Below are 14,491 nucleotides of genomic sequence, written 5' to 3'. Positions count from 1 at the left end.
CAGTTGAAGGTCCGCTCCCGAGACGCGCACCCCGGTCGGCATCGTCCGCAAACCGGCATCCTCCACAAACGTACGACGCCCGGGGCGGCAGAATGACGCCCACCGGCAGGCCGTACCACGCCCGTGACCAACTGCCCGGCGCCATCCGGCCCTTGGGCGTACGAGGCGTACGAGGCGTACGAGGCGTACGAGACTTACGCGGCGGACGAAGCGTCCAAGGACGTTCGAGGAGAGGACGACGTGAGCGAGAACCAGCCCGACGGCATGGAGACCCCACGCATCGACACGACGACGGCGCACAACGCCCGCGTATGGAACTACTGGCAGGGCGGCAAGGACAACTACCCCGTCGACGAGCAGGTGGGTGACCATGTCGCCGGGATGATCCCCGTCATCCGCGACATCGCCCGCGCCGACCGGGCGTTCCTGAGCCGTGCGGTGCGTTTCCTGGCCGAGGAGCGCGGGATACGCCAGTTCCTCGACATCGGCACCGGGCTGCCCGCGCTGGAGAACACCCATGAGATAGCCCAGCGGATCGCCCCCGAGTCGCGGATCGTGTACGTCGACAACGACCCCATCGTCCTCTCACACGCCCGCGCCCTGCTGACCAGCACCGCCGAAGGCGCCACCGACTACATCGACGCCGACGTCCACGACCCGGACGCCATCCTGCGCATCGCGTCCGACACCCTCGACTTCACCAAGCCCGTCGCCCTGATGCTGCTCGGCATCCTCAACTTCGTCCTCGACGACACCGAGGCCCGCTCCATCGCACACCGCCTCGTAGCGGCCCTCGCCCCCGGCAGCTTCCTGGTCCTGACCCACCCCACCACGGAGCCCGAACTCGGCGGCGACCTCCAACTGGAGGCGATGGCCTTCTGGAACGCCAACGCGAAGCCGCCGGTCACCGCCCGCAGCAAGGACGAGGTCGCCACGTACTTCGACGGCCTTACGCTGCTGGACCCGGGCCTCGTCTCCTGCTCACGCTGGCGCCTGGAACCCGGAACGGAAACCGGGCTCGTTCCGCAACTGGGAGCCGTGGCGGAGAAGGCCTGAGCTCAGGGCGTTCCGGTTTCCGTCAGTCCGAAGTCGGCGCCGACGACGGGGCGAGGGTGGGAATGGGACTTGAGCCGGACCCGGAACCGGAGCCGGAGGTGGGCGGAGGCCACGAGGCGGCAGGGCCGCCCGGAGGGGTCGCGTCGGTTGGCTCGGGGGTGAAGGGCTCGGGGCTGGAGGGCTCCGCGGGCGTCGGTACCGGCGGAGCGGACGGGGCGGACGGGTCCGCGGAGTTGGGCGGAGTGGACCGGTCGGGCGGGGCAGTGGGGCTGGTCGCGGGAGGCGGGGCCAGCGGGGGCGCAGGCGACTCGGGCCCGCCGGAGGACCGCAGCAGCGGCACGGCGACGAGAACGGCGACCGCGCACGTGAGACCGGCCCCGGCCGCGGCACGGAGGAGCCGTCGGCGAGCCGCACGGCGGCGGATCGCCTCGTAACGGCCGGATGGCGGGGCAAGGTGCTCGGAGGGCGGCCGGAGGATCACCGCGAGAGGGTCCTCGCCGTCGAACTCCGGGCTGCCATCGTCAAAGCGTGTGGTCAAAGCTTCTCCTAAGATGGGCACGGAGCAGTTCGCGAGCGGCATGAAGATCGGCCTTGACGGTTCCTTCCTTTCGCCCGGTCACCAGGGCCACCTCCCGGACCGGCATATCGGCGTAGTAGTGCAACAGGATCGGTACGCGCAGCCGCTCCGGCAACGACTGCACCAGTAACCGAACCGTGGGGTCAGCCTGCTCGACCGGCCCCCGAACGGCAGCCTCCGAGGTAGCCCGGCGCACAGCTCTCCGCTCACGCTCCATTTTGCGCCAGTGGTCCCGCACAAGATTGGCCGCGGTGACGTAAAGAAACCCCCGCGGCTCCTCGACGGAGGCCCACCGCCCCCACAACCGAGTAAACGCCTCAGAGGCGACCTCATGAGCCGTCTCATCATCATCAACAAGCCGCCGACACCAGCCGGCAAGCCGCGGATAGAGGGCAGCAAAGAGCTCGGAGGCTGCCGCGTCACGGGACCGTTTCAACGCTCTCCAGGTTCGTTCGGAACACTCGAAGGGAAGGAGCCTGATTCGGTGGCATACGTTCCACCGGCCAGGTATCCGCGCCCTGTTGGGGGGCCGCAGGCCCCTTAAGGGGCGCGGGGCTGTGTCAATTTGCGGCTCCGCCGCGTGGGCGCGACCAGCCACGACGAACCCGCAGCCGCGCCGCGACATGTCACCCCACCCCGGTAGGCGCCCCACCCACCCCACGACCCACCCACCCGAGGTAGGCGCCCCCCACCCGCCGGAGGCAGGGGGCCTGGGGGCGCAGCCCCCCCGTTTCGGGAAGGGGCGGGGCTGGGGTCAACCACTCACGCCCGCAACACCGCGAAAGCGATCACGTTGTCGCGATACCAGTCCCCCCGCCGCGGCCCCCCGCACGTAATGAGCCGCAGCTCCGGCCGACCAACGTCCCCATAAACGTCATCCGCCGGAAACTCCGCCTTGGCAACCGTCCGCACCTCGGTAACCCCGAACTCCGCAGCGCTGCCGTTCTCCAGCCGCACCACAATCCCGTCCCCCCGACGCAACCGCCCCAGGTCCCGGAACACCCCATCCCCATACGACCCGACCGTGACATGCCCAAGAATCACCGAGGGCCCAACCTGCCCGGGCGTAGGCGAATGCCGATACCACCCGGCCCGGTCATCCGCCGTAAGCGGAGGCACCTCCACGCTCCCGTCCCGGGCCAACCCCAGCTGCATAACCGGGGTCTCGACCTCGATAGCCGGAATCCGCAGAGCAACCGGCTCCGAACGCCCAAGCGGCCGCGCCGACTTCACCTTCGAGGCAGACGGCGAAGGCGAGGGCGAGCCCCCGGCCCGAGCACTCGCACCCCCACCACCCTCACCGCCACCACCGCCACCACCGCCGCACCCGACGAGCAACGCCCCCAGCCCCGCCGTGACGACCGCACGCCTGGACGGCGCCGTCATACCTCCGTCGCCCTCCGCCGACGTACGAGATAGACCACCGCACCACCCCCGACGAGCACCGCGGCACCGCCCCCGATCAGCGCGCCATTACCCCCGGACTCCTCTGACCCCGACGTCACGCCGGTGTCAGGCGCCCCGCTAGGCACGACGGAGACCTGCCCGTCCGACGGCAGGGCGGTCGGCACGCCGCTCGGCGCCACAGAGGTCGGTGCTTCAGTCGGAGCCGGAGTGTCAGAGCCGCCCGGAGCGGTGGTGGCGCTCGGCGTCGGCGCCGCGGTGGGCGGCTCCGACGGGGGCAGAGTGGCGCTCGCCGGGGCGGACGGAGCCGCCGTCGGGCTCCCCCCATCGGCAGCCGCGGGCACCGCACCCCCCAGCACAGCCGTACCCACAAGTGCCAAGCCCGCAAGGACAGTTCGACGCATCAGTCGCTCTCTTTCGTCGCTCCGCCCACCCACCGATTCAGTGGGCGAGTCACAGATCGAGCAGAGAGACGAGACAGCGAGGAACCGCGTTGTAAAGAACAGGCAAAGACACCGGAGGCCGTACGGGCGGGCCTAAAACTCAGGCCTCCTGAAGCCGCCGGCTCTCCAGCCGCACATGCAACTCCTCCTCCTGGTCCCCCGACGCCGTACTGACCTCATGCACGGAGAACAGCGAATCCAAGGTGGCCCGGAACCGGTCGATCGCCCAGTACCCGCCCTGCACATCGGCCGTGACGGACGCCGCGAGACGAGCCGGACGGTCAGGCCGGGCACCCTCACGCGGATCGGCGACATCGAACGTGCCGAGCCACACCGTAGGCCGCGTAGCCGACAGCTCCTGCGGTACGTCCTCAGCGCACCGATCGGAGCTGAAGCAGGCGCACAACGTGTCGAACACGACGCGGGCGTCTTCCTTGCTGCACCCGCTGAGCTCCACGGAGACGGTTTCCGGATGCGGTCGTGCCTTGTCCATCGTGATCGCTCCTCTCGTCACCGCGCCGCGGTACCGCGAGACGGCCCGGCCAAACCACGCCCCACCCCCAGAAAACCACCATCTCCGGCGATGAGCACCCCGCCGGGAGACCCCGTAAGGGCGCGGGCCGTCAACGGCTCGAGCCCCCCAGCCAGTACCCAAAACCCCGCCGGGTATGGATCAGCGCGGGCTCCTCCTGATCCACCTTGCGCCGAAGCCGCGAGACCAGCTGCTCGATCGCATTACGGGCCCGGAACTCACCCCACACATGCCGGCTGATCTGCTCCTTCGACAGCACTCGCTCCGGATTGACCAGCAGATGCCGTAACAGCCGGTACTCGGCAGGCGTGAGATCGAAAACCCTCTCCCCGCGCCGCGCCTGGCACGTCGCATCGTCCAGCACCAGATCCCGATAACAAGGCGCCCCACCCGCCCGTACGGGATTCCGCCCACGCAGTAAAACCCGCGCCCTGGCCAGCACTTCAGCGATACGAAACGGCTTGGTGACGTAATCCTGCTCCCCCGGCCCGATCTCGGGCACCAGACAGTCCAGCGACTCACACGCGGTCAGAAAAAGCGTCGGCGGCCGGTCCAGCGCGGCAACGCGCCGCCCCCGCGTCAGCCCGCCCAGATCCGGCACCGTGGCATCGAGCACCACAAGATCGAACCGGTACTCCGCGACCAGCAACGCGGCCTCGGCCCCCGTACCCGCCGTACCGACCCGATAGCCCGCCAACTCCAAAGTGGTCGTGAGGAGTTCAGAGGTACCGGGATCATCGACGACGACCAGCACATGCTGCCCGTCCCCACGAGCCGGCGACGGCTTCTCGCTGAGACTCCCGTACATGGCAGGACCATCCGTGTAGGTCGTGTACTCCGGAGGCGGCGGCACCTTAAAGTCCCGCCTCCGCCCGCCCCATGAAGTCGTCGACCATCCGATGCACGAGCGAGGCGAGCTGCCGCAACTCCTCGGACGACCAACCGGCGAGAGCCATCTGCATCCCCCGGGCGCCGGCCTCCCGTATGCGAGCGAACGCATCCTCACCGGCCGGCGTGAGCCGAACCCGCTGCGCCCGGCGATCATCCGGGTCGCGGACCCGGCTCGCGTAACCGCCCCTCTCCAGATGCTGCACTTGGCGGGTGACATGCGAGGCCTCCACCGACAACCGGACCGCCAGCTCCCCGAGCCGAAGCGGCTCGCTCTCGGCGAGCTGCCGCAGCACCGCGACGGCAGCACGGTCCAGCGGCAGCCCCGAGAGCGCCATGAGGCGCTCATGCTGCCGGGCTCTGCCGGAGAGATACGCAGCGCGGGTGAGAGCGCGCTCGATCATGAGCACGTCTGGGGAGACGTCACCTGCTGCAGGGGGCGGTGTGGACATGCTCTGCACTTTAACAGCGAGAATTTGCTTGACTCAAGTAATCCCACATGCTTGCCTAACTCAAATAAGCCCTTCGCCAACAACCTTAGGGAGCACACCCATGACCAGCACGGGCCTTCAAGGACGCGGCGTCATCGTCACCGGAGCGGGCTCCGGCATCGGCCAGGCCACAGCCGTGAAGTTCGCCAAGGAAGGCGCGAGCGTCCTGGTCGCGGACGTCAACCAGGAAGGCGCCGAACAGACCGTCAAGACCATCGAAGAAGCGGGCGGCACAGCCAAGGCGGTCATCGGCGACCTCCGCGACCAGAAGGTCATCGACGAGATCGTCGACACCGCCGTACAGGCCTTCGGCGCCCTGAACGTCCTCGTCAACAACGCCGGAATCATGGACCACATGTCGGCCCTCGGCGAGACCGAGGACGACGAGTGGGACAGCGTCATCGGGGTCAACCTCACCGCACCCTTCCGCCTCACCCGGGCCGCCCTGCCGCACCTGCTCGCCGCGGGCAACGCCGCGATCGTCTTCACCGCCTCCGAAGCCGCCCTCCGCGGCAGCGCCGCCGGAGCCGCCTACACCGCCTCCAAGCACGGCATCGTCGGCCTCACCAAATCCCTCGCCGTGATGTACCGCAAGAACGGCATCAGGACCAACGCCATCGCCCCCGGCGGCACCGCCACCAACCTCCGCCCCGCCGTACACCCCGACGCCCACGGCCCCGCCGTCCTCGGCCCCCACCTCGGTCTCGGCGTAGGCGACAAGCTCGCCACCGCCGAGGAACAAGCCGCCGCCATCGCCTTCCTCGCCTCCGACGCCGCGAGCTACATCAACGGCGCCGTCCTCCCCGTCGACAACGGCTGGTCGGCCACCTGACGTGACAGGGCTCGTACGAACCCGGGCGCGACCGGTGTCGTACGAGCCCCGCCACCCCAGTACTCCACTACTCGAGCAAGCGAGCCCTCCATGACCTCCACCACATCCATCACCTCCACGATGAAATCCGTACAGACAGGCCCTTCAGGCTCCATCGACGTGGTGACCATCGACCGCCCCGTCCCCGGCCCCAGAGACGTACTCCTGCGCGTGCGCGCCTGCGGCATCTGCGGAACCGACGCCGCCTTCCTCCACATGGGCGGCATGCCACTGGGCCCGGGCGGAGAGATGATCCCGATACCGCTCGGCCACGAGCCGACCACGCGTGAACGCCGAACCGGGAAGCCGTGGCCCCGCAGGTCAGAGGTGCGGGCCACGGCCCCCGGTCTGATACGCTGATCCAGCGACATTTCGCCGCCACAGCGTGAACCCCCGGTCACAAATCCCGTTGGGAGCACGCCACCCCGTGTGCGACACTGTTCGCACGCAACAGCTTGGTCCTGTGGAGCAGTTTGGAGTGCTCGCCACCCTGTCAAGGTGGAGGCCGCGGGTTCAAATCCCGTCAGGACCGCTGAGGTTTCGTTGCGAAATCTCTTGACGGCTGGGTAGCTCAGTTGGTACGAGCGATCGCCTGAAAAGCGATAGGTCGCCGGTTCGACCCCGGCCCCAGCCACCACCAAGGCCCCGATCTCCGGATCGGGGCCTTCTCATGTGTCCCATCCCTCGCTGTACGAGCGTCCGCGTCCGCTACCCGGGATTCACTCCCCGGCTTGCAGCTCGGCCCACCGATGGCTTCGGCAGAAACCGGCGCATCCTGTCCTCAGGCCACGAGCCTGAGGACAGGGACCTGTGACTCGGCCCCGCAGACCCACATCCACCAGCCGCGTTGGGCGATGGTGTGGGACGCATTCAGATCCGCGTGCTCAACGAAGCCGCAGGATCTGCACGTGAACACGGCCTGGCGAGGCCGGTTGCGCTTGTCGATGTGGTGGCACTGCGAGCATTCCTGGCTGGTGTACGCCGGGTTGACGTGCACCACGGGCACTCCGGCCTTACGTGCCTTGTAGGCGATGAAGGAGCCGAGTTGCCCGAAGGCCCAGGAGTTCAGCGTGACGCGTTGGGGCTTCTTCAGCCGTGCTCGTTCGCGGATGCCGGTTGTGAAGGCGCAGCGGGACGCGTGATTGGCTGCTTCGTTGCAGGCGTGCAGGGTGGCCTGTAGCGCCGATGCCTGTTGGGGCGTCGGCAGCAGCTTCACGCGGATGACGAGCTTCACGAACAGGAATCTAGATCTCGTCGCCGGATTCGATCTGGGAATCGAAGATCGACCACTCGACTGAGTGATGTATCGCACGGACGACCGGAACCGTTCTGGTGCTGGGGTGTCGCCTGCGGCGGCGGCCTCCTGACATGGACGGTCTGGGCGGAACGCAAATCCATTCGCCACCTCTTTTCCCGAGGTGCGATCCTGGACCCCGTATGTCTACGTACTCTGCCCCCGCCCTCGGTGATCTCGCCCCTCGTCTGGCTGAGCTGTCTCTGCGCGATGCGCATCGGCTTGGGCGCAGGCTGGAGGGGGCGCGTCGGATTCGTAAGGATGAGGCTCGGGCTGCCGTGCTCGCCGAGATCGAGGCGGAGGTGGCCAGGGCCGAGGCGCGTATGTCGGAGCGGCAGGCGCGGGTGCCGGCCGTTTCGTATCCCGAGCAGTTGCCGGTCAGCCAGAAGAAGGATGAGATCGCGGCGGCCATCCGTGATCACCAGGTGGTGATCGTCGCCGGTGAGACGGGGTCTGGTAAGACAACGCAGATTCCGAAGATCTGTGTCGAGCTGGGGCGCGGGGTTCGAGGCATGATCGGGCATACGCAGCCCCGTCGTATCGCGGCTCGTACCGTCGCCGAGCGGGTCGCCGAGGAACTCGACACTCCCCTCGGTGAGGCCGTGGGCTGGAAGGTGCGGTTCACCGATCAGGTGAATCCGGACGCCACCTTCATCAAGCTCATGACGGACGGCATTCTGCTCGCGGAGATCCAGACGGACCGTGAGCTGCGCGCGTACGACACGATCATCATCGATGAGGCGCACGAGCGGTCGCTGAACATCGACTTCCTGCTTGGCTATCTCGCGCAGTTGCTGCCGAAGCGGCCGGATCTGAAGGTCGTCATCACTTCGGCGACCATCGATCCGGAGCGGTTCTCCCGGCATTTCGGGGATGCCCCGATCGTCGAGGTCAGTGGGCGGACCTATCCCGTCGAGGTGCGATATCGGCCCCTCCTCGAAGAGGACAGCGAAGACGTCGACCGGGACCAGATCACCGCGATCTGCGACGCCGTGGAGGAGCTTCAAGGGGAGGGGAAGGGCGACATCCTTGTTTTCCTCTCGGGAGAGCGGGAGATCCGGGACACCGCCGATGCCCTCACCAAGAAGAACTACCGGTTCACGGAAGTACTCCCCCTCTACGCCCGGCTCTCGCACGCCGAGCAGCACCGCGTCTTTCAGCCGCATACGGGCCGCAGGATCGTGCTGGCGACCAACGTCGCGGAGACGTCGCTGACGGTTCCGGGGATCAAGTACGTCATTGATCCGGGTACCGCCCGCATTTCCAGATACAGCCACCGTACGAAGGTCCAGCGCCTCCCCATCGAGGCGATCTCGCAGGCCAGTGCCAATCAGCGCAAGGGCCGCTGCGGGCGCACCAGTGACGGCATCTGTATCCGCCTGTACAGCGAAGAAGACTTCAACGCCCGGCCGGAGTTCACGGACGCCGAGATCCTCCGTACGAACCTGGCTTCCGTCATTCTCCAGATGACCGCCGCGGGTCTCGGGGACATAGAGAAGTTTCCGTTCATCGATCCGCCGGATCACCGCAACATCCGTGACGGTGTCCAACTCCTCCAGGAGCTGGGCGCGTTGGACCCCAAGCAGAAGGACGTACGACAGCGTCTCACCGAGACCGGGCGCAAGCTGGCGCAGCTGCCCGTCGACCCCCGGCTGGCGCGGATGGTGCTGGAGGCCGACAAGAACGGCTGTGTGCGCGAGGTGATGGTGATCGCGGCCGCGCTGTCCATTCAGGATCCGCGTGAGCGTCCGGCCGACAAGCAGACGCAGGCGGATCAGCAGCACGCCCGCTTCAAGGACGAGACGAGCGATTTCCTCGCCTTTCTCAATCTCTGGCGGTATATCCGGGAGCAGCAGAAGGAGCGGGGTTCGTCGTCGTTCCGGCGGATGTGCAAGCAGGAGTATCTGAACTTCCTGCGGATCCGGGAGTGGCAGGACATCTACTCCCAGCTTCGTACGGTCGCCAAGCAGATGGGCATCCATCTGAATGAAGAGGACGCGGGCGACCAGAGCGTCCATGTCTCGCTCCTCGCCGGGCTGCTGTCCCACGTCGGTATGAAGGACGTGAAGGAGGGCGCGAAGAACGAGTATCTGGGCGCCCGGAACGCCAAGTTCGCGATCTTCCCGGGTTCGGCGCTCTTCAAGAAGCCTCCGCGTTTTGTGATGTCCGCCGAGCTTGTCGAGACGTCACGTCTCTGGGCGCGCGTGAACGCGAAGATCGAGCCCGAGTGGGTCGAGCCTCTTGCCGGGCATCTGCTGAAGCGCACGTACAGCGAACCGCACTGGGAAAAGGACCAGGCGGCGGTGATGGCGTACGAGAAGGTCACGCTGTACGGCGTACCGATCATCGCGCAGCGCAAGGTCAACTACGGACGGATCGACCCGGAGACGTCCCGCGAACTTTTCATTCGCAACGCGCTCGTCGAGGGCGACTGGCGTACGCACCACAAGTTCTTCGCCGACAACCGCAAACTCCTCACCGAGGTCGAGGAGTTGGAGCACCGCGCCCGCCGCCGCGACATCCTCGTCGACGACGACACACTCTTCGATTTCTACGACCAGCGGGTGCCCGAACATGTCGTATCGGGCGCGCATTTCGACTCCTGGTGGAAGCACAAGCGCCGCGAGGAGCCCGAACTGCTCGATTTCGAGCGGTCGATGCTCATCAATGAGCGCGCCGGCGATGTCAGCAAGGACGACTATCCGGACGCGTGGCGTCAGGGGCGGCTCAAGTTCCGTGTGACGTACCAGTTCGAGCCGGGTGCCGACGCGGACGGCGTGACCGTGCACATCCCGCTCCAGGTCCTCAACCAGGTCACGGACGAGGGCTTCGACTGGCAGATCCCGGGACTGAGGGAGCAGGTCGTCACGGAGCTGATCCGGTCGCTGCCGAAGCCGATCCGGCGGAATTACGTCCCTGCCCCCGACTTCGCGCAGAAGTTCCTGGAGCGGGCGGTTCCCCTCCAGGAGCCGGTGACGACGACGATGGCGCGCGAACTGAAGCGCATGGTCGGCGTGCCGCTCACCCCCGACGACTTCGACTGGACGAAGGTCCCTGACCATCTCCGCATCACCTTCCGGATCGTCGACGAGCGGCGCCGCAAGCTGGCCGAGGACAAGGATCTGGAGGCGCTGAAGCTGCGCCTGAAGCCGAAGGCGCGGCAGGCGATCTCGCAGGCGGCAGCGGCCACGGCCGAGCGGACGGGTGGGGAGGCCCTGGAGCGCAAGGGGCTCACGGACTGGACGATCGGCTCGCTCACGCGCATCTTCGAGACGCGTCGCGCCGGCCAGCCGGTGAAGGCGTTCCCGGCGCTCGTCGACGACGGCGACACCGTCTCCGTACGGCTCTTCGACACCGAGGCCGAGCAGCAGCAGGCGATGTGGAAGGGGACGCGGCGGCTGATCCTGCTGGGGATTCCGGTGAACCCGGCGAAGTTCGCGTCGCAGAAGCTCACCAACCCGCAGAAGCTGGCGCTGTCGGCGAACCCGCACGGATCGATCCAGGCGCTGTTCGACGACTGCGCGATGGCTGCCGCCGACAAGCTGATCGGGGACTTCGGCGGGCCGGCCTGGGACGAGGAGTCGTATCGAAAGCTGTACGACAAGGTGCGGGCCGAGATCGTGGACACGACGGTTCGTACGGTCGACCAGGTCCAGCAGGTGCTCGCCGCCTGGCAGGCGTGTGAGCGGCGTCTGAAGTCCGTACGGAGTCCTGCGTTGCTCGCGAACCTTGCGGACGCACGGGGGCAGCTGGACGGGCTTGTGAAGCCGGGGTTCGTTACGGAGGCGGGGATTCGTCGGCTGCCGGATCTGATGCGGTATCTGGTGGCGGTGGATCGGCGGTTGCAGCAGATGCCTACGAATGTTCAGCGGGATACGACTCGTATGGCGAAGGTGCATGAGATGCGGGACGAGTACGCGTGGCTGCTTGAGCAGCTGCCTGCGGGGCGGCCTGTGCCTCAGCAGGTGCTGGAGATTCGGTGGATGATCGAGGAGTTGCGGGTCAGCTACTTCGCCCACGCGTTGGGCACGGCGTACCCCGTCTCCGACAAACGCATCGTGAAGGCGATCGACGCGGCCGTCCCGTAACTGCGCCTGTACGTTGGGTGAGTTCGCCCCTCGGCCGTCCCCTCCTGTACAGTCTCTTCTCGCAGCGCAACGCGACAATCGCCCTGCGAAACCAGGTCCTGTGGAGCAGTTTGGAGTGCTCGCCACCCTGTCAAGGTGGAGGCCGCGGGTTCAAATCCCGTCAGGACCGCCTAGGTGAAGGGCCCGCATCCGGTAAGGGTGCGGGTCCTTTTGCGTGGGGTTCTTTTTCCCCAGCCCCGCCCCTTTCCGAAACTGGGGGGGCTGGGCCCCAGGCCCCCTCCTGCCTCCGGCGGGGTGGGTGGGCGCCTCACGCGGGGTGGTGGGGTTCGCGCCCAACGGGGTGGGGTGTTGGGTTCGTGGGCGGCTGCCGGTCCGTTGTGGCTGATCGCGCCCACGTGGCGGAGCCGCAAATCGACACAGCCCCGCGCCCCTTCAGGGACGCTTCCCGAGCCGTCTGCTACCAGGCCGCCCCCAACCGCGCGACCGCCAACCACTCAACCGCTCGCCCAACCGCCCTCCGCCGCCGCCCATTGACGGCGTCACATTCCGCGGGTACTCAAACACCAAGGGCTACCGATGCCTTGGAGGTGGCGTATGGCCGTGTTCGTTCGGCATGAGACTCGGGCTTTGCTTCGGGCTCATCTGCAGGCTGCCTCGGGGTACCGGCATCTGACTCGGCACTGTCCGATCTGTCACCGGCTACAGAACCTGGCCATGGCGATGGAGGTCGCTTCGGACGACGCGGACTGCCCGGAGGGCTTGGCGGAGGACGAAAGCCCCGCATCGGCATGAGCTGCCCCCTCTACCGGAGGTAACACCGCCTCACAAGGGTTCTACTGTGTGACGGGTGTCACTGCATAGGTTTCCGAAACGGCGGTACTCACACCCCACTCACAACGGGTCAATTTAATATGTGCAATTGCACCCCGCCCTGAGGGCCCACCTCAAACCGGACTCAAAGAGCACTCCAGATCGCTCACAGAGCACCCGCACACCCCAGGAACGCTCACACCCCGTCAGGTCCCGACAGGCTCCGTCGACCCCCCGCGCACAAAAAAGATCGCGCTGGACCCGGCGGAGTCCAGCGCGATCGACGACGCACCCTTGTTGCTTGAGGTTCTGGCTCGGGCGTGGGCTCTGTTGGGGCAGAACCCGCGTCGCTTGGAGCTTTGGTTCGAGCAGTTCGGCACGTTGGGGGAACCTGCCGAAATGCCCTGTTATGCAGTTGTTCAGGCTTCGCTACGCTGCTGCGGGATGCCCGCGAGCAACGCGCGGACCTCAGCTTCGCGGTAGCGGCGATGCCCGCCGAGCGTACGGATCGACGTGAGCTTGCCGGCCTTCGCCCACCGCGTGACCGTCTTCGGGTCAACGCGGAACATCGTGGCGACCTCAGCGGGGGTCAGCAGCGGCTCGGCATCAGGGGTGCGAGCGGTCATGAGCGGCCTCCTCGGGGGAACCGAACGTTCTCGGTTCATTCCTCTAAATTCTGCACCTTGACCCGCGTTGCCCGAAATGGCGGACGCGGGTCGAGTCGGTTATAGGACGAACGGCTTGTCCTCGGCACTACAACTACACCATCTGTCCAGCCGCGTCGGCCAAACCGATGGAATTGCCCTCTCAGGTGTTCATCAGCGACGGAAGCCGATGGACCATGCCATAGCGGACAGTCACGCCCCTGTGACGATCAGTCACAGGGGTGATCGGGAGTCACGAGACCCCCCATAGCGTGCAATGCTGAGATTCCACCCATACGTGGGCAGATGGAGCCCTCCCCGGACTCCTTGTCCTATTTTGACACGAGGAGGGGTGTCTGGGGCAAGGTCCGCGTTAGTGCTGTCCATCACCCTTACCCGCAAAGTCCTGATGGCGACTTACGTCCCGTCAGTTCGCCGAACGGCGATCCCGGACCGCCCGCCAGCGTTCGACCAGCCGACCGTACGCCTCCCCGGCCCCGACCCCGTCGCCCGTACGCAGCGCCTCGATCCCCTCGGCCACATCCGCCGCCGAGTGATCGCCGTCGAGTTGTTCGGCGGGCAGGACGTGCACCAGGCCGCCGTAGTCCAGCTCCACGAGCGAGCGCGGATGGAACTCCTCCAGCCAGCGCCCCACATCGACAAGCCCGTCGATCAGCGGCCCCTCGTCGATGGCGTCCTTGAGCGCCTTCAGTCCCCGCGCCACCCGCCGCCGCGCCTGCACCATGGGCGTCCGGTAGCGCAGTACGGGCGAGTCCTTCTCCGACCCTTTGTCGTACTCCCGCTCCTCGTCGCCGACCAGCACGAACCAGTTCAGCGGTACGTGCCAGGTCGAGGTGCGGATCCAGGGGCGGGCGTCGGGGTTGCGGCTGAGCCAGCGCTCGTAGTCCTGGGCGGCCTGGCGGCGTACGACCGGGGGCAGCACCGCGTCCAGGACCGGCGCCGGCAGCTCCTCGGCCAGCTCGCCCAGGGCCTGCCAGCCGCGCAGCCGGGTGCGCCAGGGGCAGACGCACAGCACGCCGTCCACGTCCGCGACGAAGGCGTCGCCGCTCTCGTGCACGGGCACCGGGATCGGGGGCGTGGGCAGCAAGTCGGCCAGGGAACGGCGCAGTTCGTCCTGGTACGAGGGCCGGTCGGGGCGCCGCGCGTACCGCGCCCAGCGGCCGCGTTCCGGTTCCGGGAAGGCGGCCAGCGGTTCGTACACGCGCAGATACGACGCGTAGGGGACGATCACCGAGGACACCTTGGGCACGCTTGCTCCCTCCCCCGCGGACCTGACGGAAAACCCTGGAAACCCCCGCGCGGGGACACGGGGACACACTGCTCGACGTCCGATGCCACAACGTGACCGTACTCCGGGAGAAGGTGATCCTGA

The 14,491-nt window shown here is 67.3% G+C and carries 14 protein-coding genes, 3 tRNA genes and 1 pseudogene; 8 read left to right on the top strand and 10 right to left on the bottom strand.

Annotated features, from left to right (window positions below):
- The first annotated feature begins 264 nt into the window (after positions 1 to 264).
- Entirely contained in the window at positions 265 to 1,056 is a 792-nt protein-coding gene (locus OHT21_RS24575) for an SAM-dependent methyltransferase (RefSeq protein WP_328774206.1), read from the top strand.
- Positions 1,057 to 1,078: 22 nt separating this feature from the next.
- Here the strand turns inward: OHT21_RS24575 and OHT21_RS24570 are convergent, their stop codons facing one another.
- The 7 genes from OHT21_RS24570 to OHT21_RS24540 all read right to left on the bottom strand — a co-directional run bounded on the left by OHT21_RS24570 (position 1,079) and on the right by OHT21_RS24540 (position 5,352).
- The gene (locus OHT21_RS24570) at positions 1,079 to 1,594 is read right to left on the bottom strand and encodes a hypothetical protein (protein WP_328770494.1); all 516 of its coding nucleotides are present in this window, start codon (positions 1,592 to 1,594) and stop codon (positions 1,079 to 1,081) included.
- Positions 1,578 to 2,069, bottom strand: a complete 492-nt coding sequence (locus tag OHT21_RS24565; RefSeq protein ID WP_328770493.1) for an RNA polymerase sigma factor — start codon at positions 2,067 to 2,069, stop codon at positions 1,578 to 1,580. The genes OHT21_RS24570 and OHT21_RS24565 overlap by 17 nt, the downstream gene beginning before the upstream one ends.
- Before the next feature lie 326 nt (positions 2,070 to 2,395).
- Positions 2,396 to 3,019, bottom strand: a complete 624-nt coding sequence (locus OHT21_RS24560; protein WP_328770492.1) for a class F sortase — start codon at positions 3,017 to 3,019, stop codon at positions 2,396 to 2,398.
- A complete protein-coding gene (locus OHT21_RS24555; RefSeq protein WP_328770491.1) occupies positions 3,016 to 3,441 on the bottom strand; it encodes a sortase-dependent protein in 426 nt (141 codons plus the stop codon). Before OHT21_RS24555 ends, OHT21_RS24560 begins: the two co-directional genes overlap by 4 nt.
- A 139-nt stretch (positions 3,442 to 3,580) precedes the next feature.
- Entirely contained in the window at positions 3,581 to 3,973 is a 393-nt protein-coding gene (locus tag OHT21_RS24550; protein WP_328770490.1) for a hypothetical protein, read from the bottom strand.
- A 130-nt stretch (positions 3,974 to 4,103) separates the two neighbouring features.
- Positions 4,104 to 4,820 carry a response regulator transcription factor gene (locus OHT21_RS24545; RefSeq protein ID WP_328770489.1) on the bottom strand — a complete coding sequence of 239 codons (717 nt, stop codon included), beginning with the start codon at positions 4,818 to 4,820 and terminating at the stop codon, positions 4,104 to 4,106.
- A 46-nt stretch (positions 4,821 to 4,866) separates the two neighbouring features.
- Positions 4,867 to 5,352 (bottom strand): MarR family winged helix-turn-helix transcriptional regulator, encoded by a 486-nt coding sequence (locus tag OHT21_RS24540; protein WP_328770488.1) that lies wholly within the window; start codon positions 5,350 to 5,352, stop codon positions 4,867 to 4,869.
- 100 nt (positions 5,353 to 5,452) lie between these two features.
- Between OHT21_RS24540 and OHT21_RS24535 the strand changes: the two genes are divergently transcribed.
- From OHT21_RS24535 to OHT21_RS24520, 4 genes are all read left to right on the top strand, one after another.
- Positions 5,453 to 6,223 carry an SDR family NAD(P)-dependent oxidoreductase gene (locus tag OHT21_RS24535; RefSeq protein WP_328770487.1) on the top strand — a complete coding sequence of 257 codons (771 nt, stop codon included), beginning with the start codon at positions 5,453 to 5,455 and terminating at the stop codon, positions 6,221 to 6,223.
- Positions 6,224 to 6,313: 90 nt separating this feature from the next.
- Positions 6,314 to 6,622 (top strand): alcohol dehydrogenase catalytic domain-containing protein, encoded by a 309-nt coding sequence (locus OHT21_RS24530; protein ID WP_328770486.1) that lies wholly within the window; start codon positions 6,314 to 6,316, stop codon positions 6,620 to 6,622.
- 97 nt (positions 6,623 to 6,719) lie between these two features.
- A tRNA-Asp gene (locus OHT21_RS24525) sits at positions 6,720 to 6,794 on the top strand.
- A 28-nt stretch (positions 6,795 to 6,822) separates the two neighbouring features.
- Positions 6,823 to 6,899 (top strand) — tRNA-Phe (locus tag OHT21_RS24520).
- A 144-nt stretch (positions 6,900 to 7,043) separates the two neighbouring features.
- Here the strand turns inward: OHT21_RS24520 and OHT21_RS24515 are convergent.
- Positions 7,044 to 7,379 (bottom strand): annotated as a pseudogene (locus OHT21_RS24515) (zinc ribbon domain-containing protein); the annotation flags it as partial.
- 320 nt (positions 7,380 to 7,699) lie between these two features.
- Here OHT21_RS24515 and hrpA point away from each other — a divergent pair.
- The 3 genes from hrpA (at position 7,700) to OHT21_RS24500 (ending at position 12,436) form a co-directional block, all read left to right on the top strand.
- Positions 7,700 to 11,644 (top strand): ATP-dependent RNA helicase HrpA, encoded by a 3,945-nt coding sequence (hrpA, locus tag OHT21_RS24510; protein WP_328770485.1) that lies wholly within the window; start codon positions 7,700 to 7,702, stop codon positions 11,642 to 11,644.
- A gap of 94 nt (positions 11,645 to 11,738) precedes the next feature.
- A tRNA-Asp gene (locus OHT21_RS24505) sits at positions 11,739 to 11,813 on the top strand.
- Between the two features lie 407 nt (positions 11,814 to 12,220).
- Positions 12,221 to 12,436: a DUF6274 family protein gene (locus tag OHT21_RS24500; protein ID WP_328770484.1), complete on the top strand. Its 216-nt coding sequence runs from the start codon at positions 12,221 to 12,223 to the stop codon at positions 12,434 to 12,436.
- Positions 12,437 to 12,873: 437 nt separating this feature from the next.
- Here OHT21_RS24500 and bldC read toward each other — a convergent pair whose 3' ends face one another.
- Positions 12,874 to 13,080, bottom strand: a complete 207-nt coding sequence (gene bldC, locus OHT21_RS24495; protein WP_003949541.1) for a developmental transcriptional regulator BldC — start codon at positions 13,078 to 13,080, stop codon at positions 12,874 to 12,876.
- Positions 13,081 to 13,525: 445 nt separating this feature from the next.
- Positions 13,526 to 14,368 carry a hypothetical protein gene (locus OHT21_RS24490; RefSeq protein WP_328770483.1) on the bottom strand — a complete coding sequence of 281 codons (843 nt, stop codon included), beginning with the start codon at positions 14,366 to 14,368 and terminating at the stop codon, positions 13,526 to 13,528.
- Positions 14,369 to 14,491: the final 123 nt, after the last annotated feature.

This window comes from Streptomyces sp. NBC_00286 (genome assembly GCF_036173125.1).
In the GTDB taxonomy this organism is placed as follows: Bacteria; Actinomycetota; Actinomycetes; order Streptomycetales; family Streptomycetaceae; genus Streptomyces.
This window is presented reverse-complemented; position numbering and strand designations above follow the sequence as displayed.

What these genes read in the sequence shown, in the direction of transcription:
- OHT21_RS24575 (WP_328774206.1), top strand. Translation starts at nt 265, where the DNA reads ATGGAGACCCCACGCATCGACACGACGACGGCGCACAACGCCCGCGTA.
- OHT21_RS24560 (WP_328770492.1), bottom strand. Translation starts at nt 3,019, where the DNA reads ATGACGGCGCCGTCCAGGCGTGCGGTCGTCACGGCGGGGCTGGGGGCG.
- OHT21_RS24555 (WP_328770491.1), bottom strand. Translation starts at nt 3,441, where the DNA reads ATGCGTCGAACTGTCCTTGCGGGCTTGGCACTTGTGGGTACGGCTGTG.
- OHT21_RS24550 (WP_328770490.1), bottom strand. Translation starts at nt 3,973, where the DNA reads ATGGACAAGGCACGACCGCATCCGGAAACCGTCTCCGTGGAGCTCAGC.
- OHT21_RS24545 (WP_328770489.1), bottom strand. Translation starts at nt 4,820, where the DNA reads ATGTACGGGAGTCTCAGCGAGAAGCCGTCGCCGGCTCGTGGGGACGGG.
- OHT21_RS24540 (WP_328770488.1), bottom strand. Translation starts at nt 5,352, where the DNA reads ATGTCCACACCGCCCCCTGCAGCAGGTGACGTCTCCCCAGACGTGCTC.
- OHT21_RS24535 (WP_328770487.1), top strand. Translation starts at nt 5,453, where the DNA reads ATGACCAGCACGGGCCTTCAAGGACGCGGCGTCATCGTCACCGGAGCG.
- OHT21_RS24530 (WP_328770486.1), top strand. Translation starts at nt 6,314, where the DNA reads ATGACCTCCACCACATCCATCACCTCCACGATGAAATCCGTACAGACA.
- hrpA (WP_328770485.1), top strand. Translation starts at nt 7,700, where the DNA reads ATGTCTACGTACTCTGCCCCCGCCCTCGGTGATCTCGCCCCTCGTCTG.
- OHT21_RS24500 (WP_328770484.1), top strand. Translation starts at nt 12,221, where the DNA reads ATGCCTTGGAGGTGGCGTATGGCCGTGTTCGTTCGGCATGAGACTCGG.
- bldC (WP_003949541.1), bottom strand. Translation starts at nt 13,080, where the DNA reads ATGACCGCTCGCACCCCTGATGCCGAGCCGCTGCTGACCCCCGCTGAG.